We start from the raw sequence: 16,215 nt of genomic DNA on the forward strand, positions 1-16,215 counted from the left end.
GTCACACCCGCCGGAACAGCGGGCTGCGCGTCTGTTGCGCGTCGGCCGCCGAGATGAACTTCTCGTGATAGATGTCGCGTTCGAACAGGCGGCCCTGCATCAGCGTGGTGATGCATGCGTCGATCATCGCGGGCGGTCCGCACAGGTACGCCTGGTGCCCCGAGAAGTCGCCATCGAAATGCGCCTTCGCGACGTCGTGCACGAAGCCTTGCGCGACGCCGCCGTTCCCGTCCGGCCCGCCTTCGGACAGCGCCGGCACGTACGTGAAGTTCGGATGGCGTTCGGCGAGTGCGCGGAATTCGTCGTGGTAATACAGTTCCTTCGCGCTGCGCTGGCCGTAGACCAGCGTGATCGGCGCGGTGACGCCGCTGGCGAGCAGGTCCGCGATCATCGAGCGCGGGCTCGACAGCCCCGACCCGCCGGCCATGAAGATCATCGGCCGAGCGGCCGAGCGGCGCACGAAGAAGCGGCCGTACGGGCCCGACAGGCGCACGCGGTCGCCCGTCGCCAACTGCTCGTGCAGGTAGCCGGTGCCGAGCCCGCCCGGCACCTGCCGCACGTTCAGCTCGATCTCGCCGGTGGCGGCGACGTCGGCCGGCGCATTCGCGATCGAGAACGCGCGGCTCTGCCCGAGGCCGGGGATCTCGAGCTGCACGTACTGGCCGGCCTGGAAATGGATCGGCTGCGACAGTTTCAGGCGGATCGACTTGATGGTCGGCGTGAGCGGCTCGATGCGCGTCACGTCGGCCGCGAAGTCCCTGACCGGGATGATCTCCGCGTCCGGCTCCTCGTCGACGTCGGCCTCGATCACGGTGTCGGCCTGCAGCGTCGCGCAGCACGCGAGCGCCTTGCCTTCCTCGCGCTCGAAATCCATCAGCGCGAACGGGTTCGCGTCGCCGAGGTCGGTCTCGCCGTCGAGCACCGCGACCTTGCAGGTGCCGCACAGCCCGTGACAGCACGCATGCGGAATGTAGATGCCCTGGCGCAGCGCGGCGTCGAGCATCGTCTGTCCTTCCTCGACCTCGATCGTGACGCCCAGCGGTTCGATGGTAAGTTGGTGGCTCATGATGGTTCGCTCGTCCGCGTGGCGGTCAGAAGCTCGCGCCGCCGAGACCGTCGAGGCCCGGCGTGCGGAAGCTGATCAGGTCCTTGTGCCCGAGGCCGTTGTCGGCCAGGCTCTTCGCTGCATCGGGCGTCCACGGTTCGCCGGAGCGAAACCACTCGACGCGATCCCAGTCGATCTTCGCGAAGTCGGGGTGATAGCCATAGATGGGCGGCAGCACCGTGTCGGCCAGCGCGCCGAACGGCATATCGGGCGGCAGCGGCAGGCAGAACGGCGCCGGGAACATCAGGTGGTCTTCCCAGCACACGTAGAGCAGCGGCGCCGGAAACTTCTCGACGGCATCCTTCATCGGGAAGTCGTAGGATTTGAGCGCGATGACGGCCATGTTTGTCTCCTGTCGGCCCGCGTTCGCGCAGTGGCGCGCGCGGGCCCTCTTCAAGGTTGCGTATCGGTTGCTTGTCAGTTGCTCGTGGCCTGGCCTCGCCATGCCGCGAAGTTCTTCTGGTCTTCGGAGCCGTCGAAATCGAGGTTGTCGCGGCCCATCTGCACCGCGTAGTAGTCGAGCACCGCGGCGAGCGGATCGAAGCCTTCCGCGCTCGGGTCCGCATCCGGCGGGAAGCAGTTGCCCTGATGGATCTGGTGTACCGGCAGCCACGCCTGCACGTATTTCTGCGGCTCGTGATCGAAGATTTCCTTGCAGTGATCGCTGCAGAAATGGAACCTGTTGCCGAGGTAGTTCGACTCGCGCGCGCCGATCTTCGTCGGGTTGCCGGGCTCGGTGAACAGCATCGGGATCTGACAGGTCTGGCACAGCATCGGCAGCGTCTTCATGTAGAAGCGGTTGCCGGCCGTCGCCTGCTCGCCCCAGTAGTCGAAGCGCGGACGGTAGTGGCGGTCGAACGAATCGGGATACTTCGCGGACAGCCACGCCAGCTCGTCTTCGGTCGGCACCCACGTGTGGAATGCCGAAGCCGCGTTGAAGCCGTAGAACGTCGACCAGGCCTGGTGGCTGATGTGGTCCTTGCCTTCGCACGCGTCCTGCCAGCCCTTCGGCTCGCGAATGCCGTAGCGCGCGAGGTCCTTGAACAGCGCGCCGCCGTTCTGCTCCGCGTACATCTCCCACGATTCGCGCCAGCTCATCACGCGCTTCGGCTGCATGTAGTCCATCATCATCGCGACCAGCGTGAGCAGCCGGTAGCCGCGCCAGAACCACTTGTCGATCCAGCGCTGCACGATCGGCACGTTGTCCGGATCCTGTTCGAGCAGGAACTTGATGCACTCGATGCCGAGCGTCATGTGGCGCGATTCGTCCGACTGCGCGGAGAACCCGAACGTGACGGTCGACATGTCGCCGTTGTAGGCGGCGCCCGACATGAACGGCACGAACAGCAGGTTCGTCAGCACGTATTCGAACGAGAAGCTGACCGCGGTCAGGAACTCGAACGGCCCCGACGAATAGGCATCCTCGAAGAACGACTTCGGCACCGACAGGTACCAGACGCGGTCGAACCAGTGGTTCGAGTGATGGAACCCGTTGAAGAACTTGTTGTACGTCGACATCGCGTGCGTTTCGGTCTGGTAGTGCCGCAGCTCGTCGATCGACTGCATCTGGCACGCGATGCGCGCGCCCTCGCCGGTGAAGTGCCGGCCGACGTGCGCGAAGCCGCGATGCGCGAGATATTCGAGCGGCGTCACGCCCTGGATGAACAGCTTCAGCGCGTTGATGTAGCGAGCGTCGGTCACGCCGAGGAATGCGTTGTTCTGCGTGAACGCGTCGATCACCGCGTACAGCTTCTTTTCCTTCTCGCCCTGGTATTTCCAGTACGCATCCATCGTCAGGCGAAACGGGTCGACCCACTTGTCCCAGTCGTGGATCTTGATGCCCTCGTAGCGGTCGTACGGGAAGACCTTGTCCATCGGCTGGTAGGTCGTCTCCCAGCCGAGGCCGCGCGTCATTGCCGCGTAGCGATCCTTCAGGCCGAGCTTTTTCTTGAGCGTTGGCGTGTCCATGCGTGTCTCCGGTGTTGTCGGTGCGCGTTGCGCGGCGTTCAGTGCGACCAGCTCAGCGTGAACTGGTCGTCGTCCTCGTCGATGCGGCCGGACAGCGTGATCAGGTTCACCTGAAGCTGCTGCAGGTCGAAGCGCGTGCCGGTCAGTTCCTCGATCGTTTCGCGGCGGATCGTCAGCCGGTCGGGCGCGTCGATCTTGACCATCCCGGGCGATTCGACCACCACCGCGCGCGGGTTGTCGGCGACGATCGCGTCGACGATCGGTCTGGACTCCTCATTGGCCTGAAAGGCGATGAATACGTTGGACATTGCTGGCTTTCCTTGGGTTGTGAGGTGACTGCCCGTCGTCAGAGTGCGATGCCGAGCTTGACGACGCGCGCATGGAATTGCTCGCGCACTTCGTCGAGCGCAGCCCGGCCCGCGTCCTGCAGCGCGTGCGCCGCGACCGGTGCGAGCGCCGCGTCGGCCCGCGCGGACCAGTCGCGGGTCCAGCGTGCGAGCAGCGCGCGGTTGTCGTCGGATTCGGCGGCCATGGTCTTCACCACCGCGTCGATCCAGCGGTTCGATTCGGCGTGCCATTCCGGCATGAACGCGGTCAGCATCGCGACCGCCGAGCCGCCCGCGAGCGCGATCCGTTCGTCGACGAAGCGGTCGTAGACGAGCGGATACAGCAAGCCGTCGAGCGCGAGGTTCTGCGCGACGAACAGCTCGACCGGGTCGGTCACGACCAGCGTGTCCTCGACGTAGCGGCGCAGCGGCTGCCATGCGGCGTCGCCGGTCCAGGTCGCCTTGGCCGCGTCGAGCACGTCGGGCTCGGCCATCGCGAGCGCGAGACGCGTCAGGTACTGCGCGACGCCGAGGTTGTCCATCGCATGGAACATCGCGGGCGCCGTGAACGCGGTGCCGTAGCCGAGCGCGCAGATCTGCGCGTTGTTCATGTTCGCGCCCCACGCGACATGGCGCAGCGGCACCAGCACGTCGAGCGCCTGCGCGACCACGTCGTCGCGCATCAGGCCGATCATCCGGCGCGATTCGACGAACTCGAAGTTCGACTCCATCGCATCCTGCTGGCGCGCCCGCGTCGTCGCCCACGACGCGTAGTAGAACTGGCGCGGGTCCTTCAATGCGTACCAGTTCGCCATCCGGATCGCCGAGCGCGACGGATCGAAGATCTCGTGGTCCGGATCCCAGGTCGGGCGGTAATGGAAGTTCGCCTGGGGCTGCGCGCCCATCATGCCTTCCTGGTAGCGCGTCGCCGTCTTGTCGCCGCCGATGTTCTGCGCGACATGCGCAAAGGTGTGCCGGAGCGGCTTGATGTCGACTGTCTTCAGCTCGATGGTCACTTCTTGCTCCTCAAGGTCATGGGTTCGCTTCGACGTCCAGCCGCGTGACCTGCTGTTCGCGGCAGAACGCATCGAAGGCGGCAGGAGACAACGTCAGCTCGACGAACAGGTCCGGCGCGCCGCCGAGCGAAAACTCGAATTCGACGAAGCCGCGCACGTTCGTGCCGGTCACGCGGACGCACTTGCGGCCGGGGTCGAGCGGGGGAAGATCGGTCGGGTGCTGATTCATGATCGGTGTCGCCTCCATGCCGACCTTCAATGCAGCATCCGTGCCACGTTCGGCTGGGCACGCAAAAAATCTCGATAATTCAGGGAAAGCCCTGACGCGAAGTTCAAATTCGCGATCCACAATGGCGGTTAACCAGAACGGAAAACGCACGCCGGCGAGCACGCTAAACCCCATAACCGGCGGACCTTTTCATCATTTGAGCAACCCACTCGAGCGCATTTGATGAAATGAGCAAACCGATCGACCCGCCGGCACCCCGACGGCGAAAAATTTGAAAATCACGAGAAATCTCGATGGAGGAGACATGACGCGGCCCAGCCTGCCCCCTTTGCCGCCGGACACCGACCTGCGCAAGCTGATCCATTTTTCGGCGCGCGACGGTCGCATCTGGCTGGCCGGACAGCGAATGGTGCTGCTGCATGCCGGCGCGCTGGCGACGCTGCGCCAGGAGCTGATGGAAAGCGTCGGACCGGCGCAGACGCGGCGTTTCTTCACGCGGGTCGGCTTCGCCGCCGGCGAACGAGACGCGGCGCTGGCCCGCGAGATCCGCAGCGGCGCATCGCTGTTCGACATGTTTCATGTCGGCCCGCAACTGCACATGCTCGAAGGCGCCGCGCAGGTCATCCCGTTGCGTTTCGAAGCCGATCCCGCGACCGGCGCGTTCTATTGCGAATACCGCTGGGAACATTCATGGGAAGCCGACGTGCACCACCGCACGTTCGGGCCGCAGCCCGAACCCGTGTGCTGGATGCTGATCGGTTATGCGACCGGCTACACCAGCGCCTTCATCGGCCGGACGATCCTGTTCAAGGAAACGGCCTGCGCGGGCATGCACGACGCGCACTGCACGATCGTCGGCAAGCCGGCGGACGAATGGCCCGACGCGGAAGAAATCTCGTCGTGGTTCAAGGCCGACTCGCTGATCAACACGATCCGCGATCTGCAGACCGAAGTCGAATCGCTGCGCTTCGAGATGACGCCCGACGACGGCCGAACCCGGCTCGTCGGACGCTCCGATGCGTTTCGCACGGCCTATGCGTTGCTGGAGACGGCCGCACCGACCAAGGTCGCGGTCCTGCTCACCGGAGAAACGGGGGTCGGCAAGGAACGCTTCGCACGTGCGCTGCATAGCCTCAGCCCGCGCGCGGCGAAGCCGTTCGTCGCGATCAACTGCGCGGCCATTCCGCATGCGTTGATCGAGTCCGAACTGTTCGGTGCGGAGAAAGGTGCGTTCACGGGCTCGCAGGCCGCGCGCGCCGGGCGCTTCGAGCGCGCAGACGGCGGCACGCTGTTTCTCGACGAGATCGGCGAGTTACCGCTCGACGTCCAGGCGAAGCTGCTGCGCGTGCTGCAGGAGGGCGAGGTCGAGCGGCTCGGCGCGACCGACGGCCGGAAGGTGGACGTCCGGGTCGTCGCGGCGACCAACCGCGATCTCGAACAGGCCGTGCGCGACGGCACGTTTCGCGCAGACCTCTATTACCGGATCAACGTCTACCCGGTGCTGATTCCGCCGCTGCGCGACCGGCAGGACGATATCGCGCCGCTCGCCGACGCGATGCTCGAACGCTTCGCGGCGCTGCACGGCAAGCCGGCGCCGACGCTCACCGACTACGCCTACGACGCGCTGCGCTGCTACCGCTGGCCCGGCAACGTGCGCGAGCTCGAGAACCTGATCGAGCGCGCGGTGATCCTGTCGCGCCCGAACCGACCCGTCGACGCGAAGGATCTGTTCCCCGGTGTCGGCTCGCCCGGCGGCGCAACGGTCGACCGGGCCGGACTGATCCGGCCGGCGGCCGCGATGTCGATCGACTGCGGGACCCTCCTCGACCAGCTGCAGGGCGGCGGCGGGCTCGACGGCCTCGAGCGTGCGCTGCTGCACGAAGCCGTCGACCGCGCGAACGGCAACCTGTCGGCCGCCGCGCGCCTGCTCGGCCTGACGCGCGCGCAGCTCAGCTATCGCCTCAATCGCAAACAGGATCAGGAGGACGCGTGACATGAACACCATCCTGCCCGCGCATCCGTTCGACGACCCGCTGCCGGCGCACGAGCCGGCCGCCGACGATGCGGCCGAACCGCATGCCCGCACGCTCAGTGAGCACGCGTATCACCAGCTCAGGCAACACATCATCGAGGGGCATTACCCGCCAGGCGCGAAACTGCGCGTCGAGCACCTGAAGGACGTGTACGGCGTCGGCGCGGGCACGTTGCGCGAGGCGCTCACGCGGCTCGTCAGCGACGCGCTGGTCGTGGCCGAAGGGCAGCGCGGATTCCGCGTCACGCCGATGTCGGTCGACGACCTGGAAGCGATCACGCGGCTGCGCATCCATATCGAGGTCGATGCGCTGCGCGAGTCCGTGCGGCGCGGCGACGACGCGTGGGCGCAGCGCGTGCGCCAGAGCTTCGACCAGTTGTCGGCCTGGGAGCGGCCGGTGTCCATCGAGAACCGGGCCGCGTGGGAAGCGTGCAACCGGCGCTTTCACGAAGCACTGATCTCGGCCGCCGCGACACCGTGGACCTATCTGATCCTGCGCATGCTGTCGCAGCAAAGCGAACGCTACCGGCGCGTGTGCATCGGGCTCAGCGATTCGAAGCGCGACGTGCATGCGGAACACACGTGCCTGTTCGAGGCCGCGATGCGCCGCGCCGATGCGCGCGCCGCGCTCGCACTCGAAGACCATATCGGCGCGACGCTCGCCGTGGTGCGCAATGCGCCGCCCGGCACGTTGCCGTTCTAGCGCAACGGTGCGCTCACGCCAGTTCGGGATACCCGTGTGCGGCCGCGTCTCGCGCGAAGCGGGCGATCGTGTCGTACGCGCCCGGCGGCAGCCGCTCGAACCCCTTCAGCCGCAGTGCGATCGCCCGTTGCGCATCGGCTGCCAGCGCGTGCTCGAGCGCATCCTGCAACGCGCCCACCAGCCTGCTGTCGAGCGCCTTCGACGCAATCAACGGCAACCCCGGCGCCGACGCCGTCATGCCGATGGTCCGGATGTCGTTCAACAGCTCGGGTAGCGCATCGCGCACGTACGCGAACGTCACGCAGTCGATCGCCGCGCAATCGGCGTCGCCGGCCGCGAGCGCACGCAGCACGTTCAGGTGCGAGCCGAACGGCACGACCGAACGGAAGAATCGTCCGTCATGCGCATGCGGCGCGGCCGCATGCCGGAACGCGTTCATCCCGCTGTGCGAATCGTCGCTGTTGAACGCGGCGCGCAGCCCGCGACAGGCGGCCAGCGTCGTCGCACCGCCCGCATGGACGCGTGCCGATACGACTAGCACGCTGCGGTAGTGCGCACCGTCGCAACCGGACGCATCGAAGGCCGGCGTCGCGATCAATTGCACGGTATCGCGCAAGCCAAGCATCCGGTACGGATAGCCGCACGTCTGTGACAGCAGCAGGTCGTCGCGCCGCCACAGCGTGTGCAGATCGCCGAACGGCTCGTCGAGCAGCGCGACGCCGGCAGGCCCGCCGGTGCGCGCGAACGCATCGACCGTGTCATGCAGCAACGCGCGCCACAGTGCGGCGTGGCGCGGCGTCACGTTGTACATCGGCAGTCCGGCGATCCATGGGCTCATGCGGGCATTCTACTCAGCGGTGGTGCCTCGGAGGAAGCTGGTTCTATCGCGCCTTGGTGCCTTGGCAGGTGGCGGGTGGCGGGTGGCGAGCTGTGGGCCGTGGGCTGTGGGCTGCGGGGTGCGGGGTGCGGGGTGCGGGGGTAGCCAATGCTTATCGGCCTCGCAGCGATAAGCAAATGCGAATTGCTTGGTTAGCCTGACGATGCATCCCGATTAGCGTTCCAGTGTCGCGATCCTTTTTGGCAAGCCGCGACGCCTGTCGGCCAACCGCATCGCGTCCCGCACCGGAGCGTGACCGTCCGCTACCGTATCACCCGTATCGCCTGTTTCATCCCGCCCCAGCACCATGGCCGAATACTTCGACGTCGACCACGCACGCGCGATCGCCGCGCTCGACGCCCGCTTCACCGCCCGCACCGAGTGGCCGACCTGGCTGCTGGTCGCCGCGATCTACGGCGGCTGGCTCGCCGTGCTGCTGCTCGTGCGTGCGGAGCACCTGTCGCTCGCGGCCGCGACGCCGCCGTTGATCCTGCTCGGCGCGTGGCATATGTCGCTGCAGCATGAACTGCTGCACGGCCATCCGACGCGCTCCGCGTTCGTGAACCGGCTGCTCGGCTATCCGCCGTTGACGATCTGGTATCCGTACACGCTGTATCGCGACACGCACCTGGATCATCACCGCGACGAGGACCTGACCGTACCGGGCGTCGACCCCGAATCGAACTACGTATCGCATGATCAGTGGGCGCGGTTGCCACGCTGGCTTCGCGCGCTGACGGTTGCGCGCACAACCTTCATCGGGCGCCTGGTGTTCGGACCGACGACGAGTATCGCCGCGATGTTCGCCGACGCGTTCCGTGCGTTCCGGCACGGCGATTTTCGCTATCTGCCGATGTGGGGAACGCACGCCGCCTGCGCGGTCGCGCTGCTCGCGTGGCTGCAGTGGGCGATCGGCGTGCCGTGGTGGTACTACCTGCTGGCGGTCACGTGGCCCGCGCTGTCGCTCGCCATGATCCGCTCGCTGTACGAGCACCGCGCCGCCCCGCATCCGAAGGCGCGCATCGTGATCAACGAAGCCGGCTTCGCGATGCGGCTGCTGTACCTGAACAACAACTATCACCTCGTCCATCACGACCTGCCGAAGCTGCCGTGGTACGACCTGCCACGCGCATACCGGGTGCGGCGCGACGCGTATGCGGAGAAATGCGGCGGCTTCGTGATTCGCGGCGGGTATCGCGAGTTGCTGGCGCGTCATGCATGGACGCCGACCGACACGCCCGTGCATCCGTTCGACCAGGGCACGGCATCGCTGTCGACGGGGAGTGGCGCGAAGGTGGCCACGGTCGGCGGCTATCTTCAGATCAGTACGTGACGGCTCGCCGAGCCCGCATCGCCCACGTCACCGCGCGCGCTCGCGCACCAGCTCGCCGATCCAGTCGATGAACACCCTCAGCCGCGGCGACAGGTGGCCGCGATGCGGATACAGCACCGACAACGGCAACGGCGGCGGACGCAGTCGCGTGAGAATCTCCGTCAGTGTGCCGCCGCGCAGCTTCTCCACGACGTGATAGCGCGGTACCTGAATGATCCCGAGCCCGGCCTCGCACGCCGTCACGTACGCGTCGCCGTTGTTGACCGACACCGATGCCGGCAGCTCCGTCGTCTCCGTCTTGCCGTCCATACCGAACACGAGCGGTACGCGCTTGCCGCTCGACGCCGACACATAGGCAACCTCGCGATGCTTCGCGAGATCGGCGAAATTGCGCGGCCGGCCATGCGCGGCCAGATAACCGGGGCTCGCGCACGTGACCTGCTCGAGCAGGCCGACGCGGCGCGCGACCAGCGACGAATCCGTCAGCTCGCCGATTCGCACGACGCAGTCGACGCTTTCCCGCGCGAGGTCGACGCGACGGTCGCCGACGCTGAGGTCGAGCGTGACCTGCGGATAGCGCGCGAAGAATTCGGGTAGCGCCGGAATCACGACGAGCCGCGCAAACGAACTCGCGAGATCGACCTTCAGCGCGCCCTGTGGATGGCGCGCCGCATGCGAGAACGACGCTTCGGCCTCGTCGATCCCGTCCAGGATCGCCACGCAGCGCCGATAGTATGCGGCACCGTCGACCGTCGCGCTCACGTGCCGCGTCGTGCGCACCAGCAGCCGCGCGCCGAGGTGCGACTCAAGCTGCTTCATGATCTGCGTCGCCGACGCGCGCTGCATGCCGAGCTGCTGCGCGGCGCGCGTGAAGCTGCCGGAATCGACGATGCACGTGAAGAGCCGCATCGCCACCAGTCTGTCCATCTTGTTCGCCCGGACTGTTTATCGAAAGTAAACAGTGTTGATATCCAGCGATGAATTGTCAATTCCACCGACAACGCCGAAAATGTCGGCACCTCCTGGCTACCAGACAACCCTCCGCTGCGGATCCGGCCCCGGCCGCGCACGTTACCCCTACGACGATGCAACCGAACACCTCGCCCGGCGCGATCCGCTCGATCGGCAACGACTGGTCCATCTCCGCGATCACCGCGGGCTTTCTCGCGGTGCTGATTTCCTACGCGGGCCCGCTCGCGATCTTCTTCCAGGCGTCGCAGGCTGCGCATGCGTCCAACGAGATGGTGGCTTCGTGGGTCTGGGCGATCTCGATCGGCGCGGGCGTGTCGGGCCTGTTCGCCAGCTGGAAACTGAAGGTGCCGATCGTGACCGCGTGGTCGGCGCCCGGCACCGCGCTGCTGGTGGGCCTCTTTCCGCAGCTGACGCTGAACCAGGCCGTCGGCGCGTACATCACGGCCGCGCTGATCATCCTGGTGATCGGCATCAGCGGCTATTTCGATCGGCTCGTCCGCCACATTCCGCGCGGTATCGCGTGCGGGATGATGGCCGGCATCCTGCTGCCGTTCGGCATGCACGCGTTCTCCGCCGCGACCGCGCAGCCGGTGCTCGGCTTCGGGATGATCGCGGCGTACGTGATCTTCAAGCGCCTGCTGCCGCGCTACAGCATCGTGCTGGTACTGCTGACGGGCGCCGCGCTCGCGACGCTGCTCGGGATGACGCACCTCGGCAACGTGTCGCCGAGCATCGCGCGGCCGGTCTTCATCGCGCCTGAATGGACGCTCGGCACCACGCTCAGCCTTGCGCTGCCGCTCGTCGTCGTCAGCCTCACCGGCCAGTTCCTGCCGGGGATGACGATCCTGCGCGTATCGGGCTATCACACGCCGGCGCGGCCGATCATCACCGCGACCAGCGTGATGTCGCTCGTCGTCGCGTGCTTCGGCGGGATCACGATCGTCGTCGCGGCGATCACCGCGGCGCTGTGCACGGGCAAGGACTCGCACGAGGATCCGGACCGGCGCTATATAGCCGGTATTGCGAACGGCGTGATCTACCTGATCGGCGGGCTCTTCGCGGGAACGATCGTCACGCTGTTCTTCGCGCTGCCGAAGGCCTTCGTCGCGATCCTCGCGGGGCTCGCGCTGATCGGCGCGATCGGCGCGAACGTGCACGGAATCTTCGAGGACGAGGATCATCGCGAAGCATCGGTGATCACGTTTCTCGCGACCGCTTCGGGGATGACATGGCTCGGGCTCGGCTCCGCGTTCTGGGGGATCGTGATCGGATCGGTCGCGTATGCGGTGTTGAGCAGGGTGCGGGGGCGTCGGGGCGTTTAGGCAGGCTCGGAATGCCTCCTGCAAAACGCACGTCCCTTGTATCGGTGAATCGCAACGCACATCGACTCGCCGTGCAGTTCGATACGGTCACTTCGACACGGCGATTCCTTGACCTGCCCGGTGCCGTGCCGTTGTCGGCGAGCGGATCGGCATCGCTCTGTCCGGTCGCGGAGATGTTTTGCATCGGCCCCCCCGCCGCCGCGAGAATCTGCGCGACCTGTCGGGCGCGGGATTCGGAAAGCGCCTGATTGTTGTCCCGTGATGTCGCGCCAGCCGGCACGTTGTCGGTGTAACCAGCGACTCGTACGGGCGCAGCGGGTGCCGACGCGACAACGGTCCGACCGACCGTAGCCATCATGGATGGCCCACCACGGCGCGACCGTCACGTCACCCGACCCGTACATGCCGTTGAACCGGAGCGTCAGTGCGTTCGCCGCCGTATCCCGATGCAGCTCGACGTTACCGGCAGCCATCTCATCACGCCGGCTCAAGCGGAGCTGCTCCGCCACGACGTCAAGCGAGGAGGTCATCGTAGCCGGCTTGCCATGAATCCAATGGCCCACTACCGCATAACCCGCTGCCCCCAGGCGACCACACGCGTCGGCGAACTTCGATATCCAGTGAGGAGTCGGCGATTCGAGGCGAAGATTTCAACCACGCGAGACCTGACCGGTTCAGGTCAACATATCCTCAGCAAAAGGTAATGAAGTGACCGCCGAGCGGATTGCCTTTGCAAGGCGACTTTAGCGATCACATGGAGCACATCGTTGCGCCATGCCACATCAGGCGTATTTTCAGCCGTCGCTCACTGCGCACGCTTGCGCACCAGCGTCGCGAGTGCGTCCGCCGGTGTCGTCGTGCCATACACCCGCCCCGACACGCCAGACTCGACATCGATCTGCCCCGCGTTGTGCACGTCGTACAGATCGACGATCAGTTGCGCATGGCGCTCGCTGAGCCCCGCGCGCAATAGCGTCGCGGTCCAGGCGTCACGCGGCAGTTCACGCGCGACGATCTGGCGATCAGCCGCCGCACCGAGCCTGTCCGCGATGTCCCGCACGCTCACGCGCTGCGGTCCTTCCATGCTGACGATGCGCGGTCCGTTACCCGGTTCGGCCGGATCAAGCAGTAGCCGCGCCGCCGCGACACCTACATCGGGTGCCCACACCGTCGGAAACACCTTGTCGACCGGATGATGAAAGCTCGGCAGCACGCCGGTTGCGAGCGCGACCGGCAGCACGCGCGTCCAGTTCTGCAGGTGTTCGGCCGAGCGCAGCAGCGTGAGCCGCGTCGGAACCGTCTTCAGCTTTTCTTCCAGACGATGAAAGAGCCGCGTGATGCCCGTGTTGCCGTCGCGCTCCGCGCCATAGTCCGACAGCGCGAGCAGTACCGGCGGCGGGTTCGCGGCGAGCGCGCCAGTCACGATGTCGATCGTCCGCTCCATCGTCGCGGCCGGGTCGCTGTCGGCGACGGGCACCGGACACAGCATCTGCACGGCTTGCGCGCCGTCGATCGCCGCGGCGGCCGCGCGTGCGTCCGTCAGGTCGGCAATCGCCACGTCGCAGCCGAGCTGCGCGAAGCGTTCGCGATGGCGCGCGTCGCGCAACACCGCTCGCACGGGATGGCCTGCGTCGCGCAGGGTCGTTACTGTCGACAGGCCGACGTTGCCTGATGCACCGAAAATCACGAACACGATCCGCTCCTGGGAAAAGGGTGTGGTGATTGTCGGCGCTCACCGCCAGCGTGACGCGCACAGACGGATGACCCGGACAGGAACAGATGACGGATTACGCGGTTGCCGGGTTCGTCCGCTGCGTGGCCGGACGCGGCAATGGTCCAGCAGGCGGTTGAACCATTGCCATGGAGCCTGACCTGGTGTTGCTGCCACACCGAAGCAGGCGGAACAACGCATTACCTGCACCAGCAGACAGCGGAGTCGCCCATCGTCGGCCCGCGCGCGGAACCCGTCTGGTGCGGCGGTCGATCAACGGTCCTCGCCGTCATAAGCGAGCCTGAGCCCGCCCCGCGCCCCCGACCGCACAATCTCCGTCGGGGTCGCCCCCAGCACGCGATTCATCCAGTTCGCCATATGGCTCTGGTGCGCAAACCCGGCTTCCAGCGCAACCTGGCTGATACTGAGCCGGCCTTCGAGCAGCAGCACCTTCGCACGCTCGACGCGGCGCCGCACCACGTACTGATGCACCGGCATCCCGAGCGTCTCGCGAAACAGCACCTTGAAATGCGGCACGCTGATCGACACGAGCGCCGCGAGTTCGGCGAGCGTCATGCGGCGTTCGAGGTTGGCCTCGACATAGTCGATCACGCGCGCGGCCGCTTTCGGCGCAAGCGTACGTCGGCGCTCGCGGAACACCGGCTGACTGTCGACCAGCCGCGCGATGAGTGCCGTGCACAGGCTCTCCGCATAGAGCGGATCGGACGCATCTTCCGCTTCGAGCTCGGCGGCCATCGCCCAGGCGATGTGCTGCAGGCGCGGATCGCGCACCTGCAGCCGCCGGCGGATCTGCGCCTGCGACGGCTTCAGCTCCAGTTGCTCGAACGTACGCTGCACGAACGTGTCGCTGAGCGCAATGTGCAGGATCCGGCAGTCGGCGCTGTCGGTCCACTGGCCCGGCAGGCCGGCGGGAATCACGTCGACGTCGCCGTGCGCCTGGATGCGCGACACGCGTTCGCCGTCGCACACGCAGTCCGCGCGCACGGGCGAGCCGATATGCACGCCGATGCGGTGATGGTCGGCGGCCGGAATCCGGTACGTGCCCGCGCGAATCTCCAGCAGCGACGCGCCGAAGCCCCGCCAGCCGAGCCCGCGGCTGGAGCGCAGACTGACCGGCACGCCGTTGTCGGCCGGCGCGGCGAGAATCGGATCGCTCATGGTTGCCCTCCACCAGATCGGGTGTCGAACGCGCATTGTGACGCCTTTTGCGGCTGCCTGCCGGGCCCGCGCGGCCATTCCCGCACCGAGCAGAAAAAGATCATCCGTTTCTGCTCCGGCCGATCCTTGCGTGCGCGCCAGCAGGCGTCGCGACGCTTACGATCGCCTCATCCGACACCTACGGAGCCCGCCATGCCCCATTACTGCCCGCAACGCGCGGCGTTCGCCGCCTCTTCGCCGTCCCGCGCCGCCCGCCGCCCCGCCTCCCGCCACGACCGGACCGCCCTCGCCATGCGATGCCTGCGCATGATCGGCTGGTACCGGCTCGAACGGCTGCTCGCATCGATTCCCGACAGCAACGACGACTTCGGGATCGTCTGACGGTCGGCCCGCACGGCGCTCGCGCGCCGACCTCATCCGCCTACTTGCGCCGCCGCTCGTGCGGCGCCACGGTCGCGCCGTCGATCACCGGCGCGCCCTGCTTGATCAGGAAGTCGCGAAACAATCCCGTCACCTGCGAGATCCGCCGGTCGGCAAGCGTGACCACGTACCATTCGCGCTCGATCGGGTTGCCCGGAAACGGCAGCTGCCCGAGCAACCCTGCGCGCAGCTCGAGTGCACACGCGTGCAACGACAGGAACGCGATGCCGAGCCCGGCTTCAGCCATCTGCTTGATCGCCTCATTACTCGACAGTTCGGAGCCCACATGGAACCGGTAGCCGGCCGTCTTGAACAGGCTCTCGACCGTGGAGCGCGTGCCCGCGCCGCGTTCGCGCACGAGCAGGTGCGCGGATTCGAGATCCTTCAGCGCAACGCGCTTGCGCTGCATCAGCGGATGCCCGGGCGCCGCGACGAACACCATCGGATGCTTCGCGAACTCGACCGCGTGCGTGCGCAGCTCCTTCGGCGCGCTGCCCATCACCGCGAGATCGATTTCATGCGTCGCGAGCATGCGGATGATGTCGTCGCGGTTACCGACCTTGAAATATGTCTTCACGTGCGGACGCGTCGCGGTGAACTTCACCAGCAGCGGCGGGATCAGGTACTCGGCCGTCGTGATCGCGCCGATCCGCAGCGTGCCGCCGAGATCGCCCGTCAGCGCGGCCACTTCGTCGCCGGCCTCGCTCCACAGATGCAGGATCTCGCGCGCATAGCGCGACACGATCTCGCCGGCCGCGGTCAACTGCACGCCGCGCCCCACCCGCTGCAGCAACGCGGCGCCCACCGCCTCCTCGAGCAGGCGAACCTGCAGCGATACGGCCGGCTGCGTCAGGTTCAGCTCCTCGGCCGCACGCGACACGCTGCCGAGCCGCGCAATCATGTCCAGCGCCTTCAGCTGCCGGAACGTCGCGGTCTTTCCTATAAGTGAATACATATGAGTCGCTTATAAACATTAAATTGTTCGTGCAGGTTCAAAACTATATCGTCGGTTCTTGAGCAAT

15 protein-coding genes and 1 pseudogene are annotated in these 16,215 nt (G+C 66.7%); 4 read left to right on the forward strand and 12 right to left on the reverse strand.

The window, feature by feature from the left end; all coding sequences use genetic code 11:
• Position 1: 1 nt before the first annotated feature.
• The 6 genes from GEM_RS26720 to GEM_RS32380 all read right to left on the reverse strand — a co-directional run bounded on the left by GEM_RS26720 (position 2) and on the right by GEM_RS32380 (position 4,806).
• Entirely contained in the window at positions 2-1,066 is a 1,065-nt protein-coding gene (locus GEM_RS26720; protein ID WP_014900547.1) for an NADH:ubiquinone reductase (Na(+)-transporting) subunit F, read from the reverse strand.
• A 25-nt stretch (positions 1,067-1,091) separates the two neighbouring features.
• On the reverse strand, positions 1,092-1,448 hold the full coding sequence (locus GEM_RS26725; protein WP_014900548.1) for a phenol hydroxylase subunit P4: 357 nt from the start codon (positions 1,446-1,448) through the stop codon (positions 1,092-1,094).
• A 74-nt stretch (positions 1,449-1,522) separates the two neighbouring features.
• Positions 1,523-3,073, reverse strand: a complete 1,551-nt coding sequence (locus tag GEM_RS26730) for an aromatic/alkene/methane monooxygenase hydroxylase/oxygenase subunit alpha (protein WP_014900549.1) — start codon at positions 3,071-3,073, stop codon at positions 1,523-1,525.
• 38 nt (positions 3,074-3,111) lie between these two features.
• Positions 3,112-3,381 carry an MmoB/DmpM family protein gene (locus GEM_RS26735; protein ID WP_014900550.1) on the reverse strand — a complete coding sequence of 90 codons (270 nt, stop codon included), beginning with the start codon at positions 3,379-3,381 and terminating at the stop codon, positions 3,112-3,114.
• 38 nt (positions 3,382-3,419) lie between these two features.
• A complete protein-coding gene (locus tag GEM_RS26740; protein ID WP_014900551.1) occupies positions 3,420-4,415 on the reverse strand; it encodes a phenol hydroxylase in 996 nt (331 codons plus the stop codon).
• 16 nt (positions 4,416-4,431) lie between these two features.
• Entirely contained in the window at positions 4,432-4,806 is a 375-nt protein-coding gene (locus tag GEM_RS32380) for a phenol hydroxylase subunit (RefSeq protein WP_272148414.1), read from the reverse strand.
• Between the two features lie 142 nt (positions 4,807-4,948).
• On the opposite strand from GEM_RS32380, the gene GEM_RS26750 reads away from it, so the two are divergent.
• Positions 4,949-6,637 (forward strand): sigma-54-dependent Fis family transcriptional regulator, encoded by a 1,689-nt coding sequence (locus tag GEM_RS26750; protein WP_014900553.1) that lies wholly within the window; start codon positions 4,949-4,951, stop codon positions 6,635-6,637.
• 1 nt (position 6,638) lies between these two features.
• On the forward strand, positions 6,639-7,379 hold the full coding sequence (locus GEM_RS26755) for a GntR family transcriptional regulator (protein WP_014900554.1): 741 nt from the start codon (positions 6,639-6,641) through the stop codon (positions 7,377-7,379).
• Positions 7,380-7,392: 13 nt separating this feature from the next.
• Here GEM_RS26755 and GEM_RS26760 read toward each other — a convergent pair whose 3' ends face one another.
• Complete coding sequence (locus GEM_RS26760) at positions 7,393-8,217, reverse strand: phosphate/phosphite/phosphonate ABC transporter substrate-binding protein (protein WP_041490844.1); 825 nt, start codon at positions 8,215-8,217, stop codon at positions 7,393-7,395.
• A 346-nt stretch (positions 8,218-8,563) separates the two neighbouring features.
• On the opposite strand from GEM_RS26760, the gene GEM_RS26765 reads away from it, so the two are divergent.
• Positions 8,564-9,589: a fatty acid desaturase gene (locus tag GEM_RS26765; protein ID WP_014900556.1), complete on the forward strand. Its 1,026-nt coding sequence runs from the start codon at positions 8,564-8,566 to the stop codon at positions 9,587-9,589.
• Between the two features lie 27 nt (positions 9,590-9,616).
• On the opposite strand, the gene GEM_RS26770 is transcribed toward GEM_RS26765, so the two are convergent.
• The gene (locus GEM_RS26770; protein ID WP_014900557.1) at positions 9,617-10,516 is read right to left on the reverse strand and encodes a LysR family transcriptional regulator; all 900 of its coding nucleotides are present in this window, start codon (positions 10,514-10,516) and stop codon (positions 9,617-9,619) included.
• A gap of 158 nt (positions 10,517-10,674) precedes the next feature.
• Here GEM_RS26770 and GEM_RS26775 point away from each other — a divergent pair, with 158 nt between their 5' ends.
• Entirely contained in the window at positions 10,675-11,883 is a 1,209-nt protein-coding gene (locus GEM_RS26775) for a benzoate/H(+) symporter BenE family transporter (protein ID WP_014900558.1), read from the forward strand.
• A gap of 160 nt (positions 11,884-12,043) precedes the next feature.
• On the opposite strand, the pseudogene GEM_RS32385 reads toward GEM_RS26775, so the two are convergent.
• From GEM_RS32385 to GEM_RS26795, 4 genes and pseudogenes are all read right to left on the reverse strand, one after another.
• Positions 12,044-12,241 (reverse strand): annotated as a pseudogene (locus GEM_RS32385) (OmpA family protein); the annotation flags it as partial.
• 447 nt (positions 12,242-12,688) lie between these two features.
• Positions 12,689-13,576, reverse strand: a complete 888-nt coding sequence (locus GEM_RS26780) for an NAD(P)H-binding protein (protein ID WP_014900559.1) — start codon at positions 13,574-13,576, stop codon at positions 12,689-12,691.
• A 291-nt stretch (positions 13,577-13,867) separates the two neighbouring features.
• On the reverse strand, positions 13,868-14,773 hold the full coding sequence (locus GEM_RS26785; RefSeq protein WP_014900560.1) for an AraC family transcriptional regulator: 906 nt from the start codon (positions 14,771-14,773) through the stop codon (positions 13,868-13,870).
• A gap of 421 nt (positions 14,774-15,194) precedes the next feature.
• Positions 15,195-16,148: a LysR family transcriptional regulator gene (locus GEM_RS26795; protein WP_014900562.1), complete on the reverse strand. Its 954-nt coding sequence runs from the start codon at positions 16,146-16,148 to the stop codon at positions 15,195-15,197.
• Between the last annotated feature and the right edge of the window lie 67 nt (positions 16,149-16,215).

Origin of the sequence: Burkholderia cepacia GG4 (assembly GCF_000292915.1) — a bacterium.
GTDB lineage: Bacteria > Pseudomonadota > Gammaproteobacteria > Burkholderiales > Burkholderiaceae > Burkholderia > Burkholderia cepacia_D.